The following is a 1,830-nucleotide window of genomic DNA, read 5'->3' as shown; positions in this document are numbered from 1 at the left end:
GGGCAAGCCTTGGCGGAAGTTCTTTTTCGTGGGGCGGCTATGCCCAGGCCGTGGGCATACTTTTTCTTCTGGTGGCCTTACTGTGGCTGGTGGTCTGGCTTGTGCGACGCTTCGGCAAGTTCAATTTTCTGCCGCGCCCCGGCGCGCTGCCCAAGGGGGCGCTGGTCATGGAGGCGCAATTGCCGCTGGGGCCGCGCAAGGGGCTGATGGTGGTACGCTTCTTGAATAGGAGGTTGCTGCTGGGCGTTACCGACCAGCACATAACCCTTCTGACCGAGGAGCAGGCGCAGCATGAGCCGCAGAACAAGGATTTTGAACACGTCATGGAAGAAGTGTCTCGCGGGGCTGACAGCCGCTAGTCTTCTTTTCTGGCTGCCTCATCTGGCCCATGCCGCGCAGGACATGGCTATGCCCACCCTGCAGCTCACCCTGGCGGGCGGCGCCAAATCGCCGGAAAAAGTCTCCATCCTGCTGGAAATTCTCTTCCTGCTGACCATCCTTTCCGTGGCCCCGGCCATCATGCTTACGGTCACCAGCTTTACCCGCATCATTATTGTTTTCAGTTTTCTGCGCCAGGCCATGGGCGTGCAGCAACTGCCTCCCACCCAGATTCTGGCAAGTCTTGCCATTTTTATGACGGTTGTGATCATGTTCCCCGTGGGCAAACAGATCAACGACGACGCCCTTCAGCCCTACCTCAGTGAGCGCATCGACTACAGGGAGGCTCTGGACAAGGCCCAGGCCCCGCTGCGCTCCTTCATGTTCAAGCACACGCGCGAAAAAGACCTTTCCATCTTCTATTCCATCAGCAATATGGAAGCCCCGAAGAACAAGGAAGAGGTTCCCACCATGCTTCTGGCGGCGGCCTACGTTATCAGTGAACTGAAAACGGCCTTCACCATCGGCTTTCTCATCTACATTCCCTTTCTTGTGCTTGATATGGTGATTTCAAGCGTGCTGCTTGCTATGGGCATGATGATGCTGCCGCCCATGATGGTTTCCATGCCGTTCAAGCTGCTGCTTTTTGTGATGGTTGACGGCTGGAATCTGCTGGTGGGTTCGCTGGTCAACAGTTTTCTGCTTTGACCGGACGCAGCCCTGAGCAGGCTGGCATCAATCTTGAATCAAATGGGCCGCCGGTTGCGGCAGTGTCAAAATTTTCCTGTGAGGTTACGCCATGTCTCCTGATTTTGTCATCGGTTTCGGACGCCAGGCCATTGAATTGTGCCTTATGATGGCCCTGCCCATGCTGGGCGTGGGGCTGGGCGTGGGCGTGATCGTGAGCGTCATTCAGGCTGCGACCCAGATTCAGGAGATGACGCTGACCTTTATTCCCAAAATTGTCTGCATGTTTCTGACCCTGCTGCTGGCCTTGCCCTGGCTTATGGAGCGCATGATCACCTTCACGCGCGACGTCTTTATCAATATCCCCAACTACGTGCGGTAATTGAAAATGTGGTGCAACGGTATCGGGTTCAATGCTGCCGGTGAACGGTTCCGGCTCGACAAACAGCAGGCGATGCTCCATGTATCGGCACTGGCATAAGCCGTACTGTGTACAGAATGGCACATATGCAGATGGTGGAAGAGCGGATCAGGACAAGTCTAGAGAAAATTCAGAAAGCTTTTATTTTTTAACAAAAAAAGGAAATGCCAAAGACATTTCCTTTTTTTGTTGTCTGAAACAGCAAGCGTATGTAAGTTGGACTGCGTACGCATCCGTGACGCCTGTAAGGCAGTGCGGATTTCCGCTTTTTCCTGCCGATGCAGTGGGCGCGGCGCAAACGGCCCGCGTGGGCGGATCGGGCGGTAGGCCCGGATCAGACCAGA

General features: G+C 55.2%; 4 protein-coding genes. 3 read left to right on the top strand and 1 reads right to left on the bottom strand.

The genetic code is table 11. From position 1 onward, the window contains the following. From fliO to fliQ, 3 genes are all read left to right on the top strand, one after another. On the top strand, positions 1-359 hold a 359-nt coding region (gene fliO / locus V6C07_RS01085), incomplete at its 5' end, for a flagellar biosynthetic protein FliO (RefSeq protein WP_333534551.1). 43 nt (positions 360-402) lie between these two features. Beyond that, positions 403-1,086, top strand: a complete 684-nt coding sequence (gene fliP, locus V6C07_RS01080) for a flagellar type III secretion system pore protein FliP (RefSeq protein WP_291440306.1) — start codon at positions 403-405, stop codon at positions 1,084-1,086. 91 nt (positions 1,087-1,177) lie between these two features. After that, positions 1,178-1,447: a flagellar biosynthesis protein FliQ gene (gene fliQ / locus V6C07_RS01075; RefSeq protein ID WP_012624021.1), complete on the top strand. Its 270-nt coding sequence runs from the start codon at positions 1,178-1,180 to the stop codon at positions 1,445-1,447. Between the two features lie 158 nt (positions 1,448-1,605). On the opposite strand, the gene V6C07_RS01070 is transcribed toward fliQ, so the two are convergent. Beyond that, positions 1,606-1,830, bottom strand: a 225-nt coding sequence (locus V6C07_RS01070; protein WP_333534550.1) for a hypothetical protein, incomplete at its 5' end; no start/stop codon positions are given.

It is taken from the genome of Desulfovibrio sp. 1214_IL3152 (genome assembly GCF_036763055.1).
Taxonomy (GTDB): Bacteria; Desulfobacterota; Desulfovibrionia; order Desulfovibrionales; family Desulfovibrionaceae; genus Desulfovibrio.
Note: the sequence above shows the minus strand (reverse complement) of the source record. Positions and strands in the feature narration are given on the sequence as shown.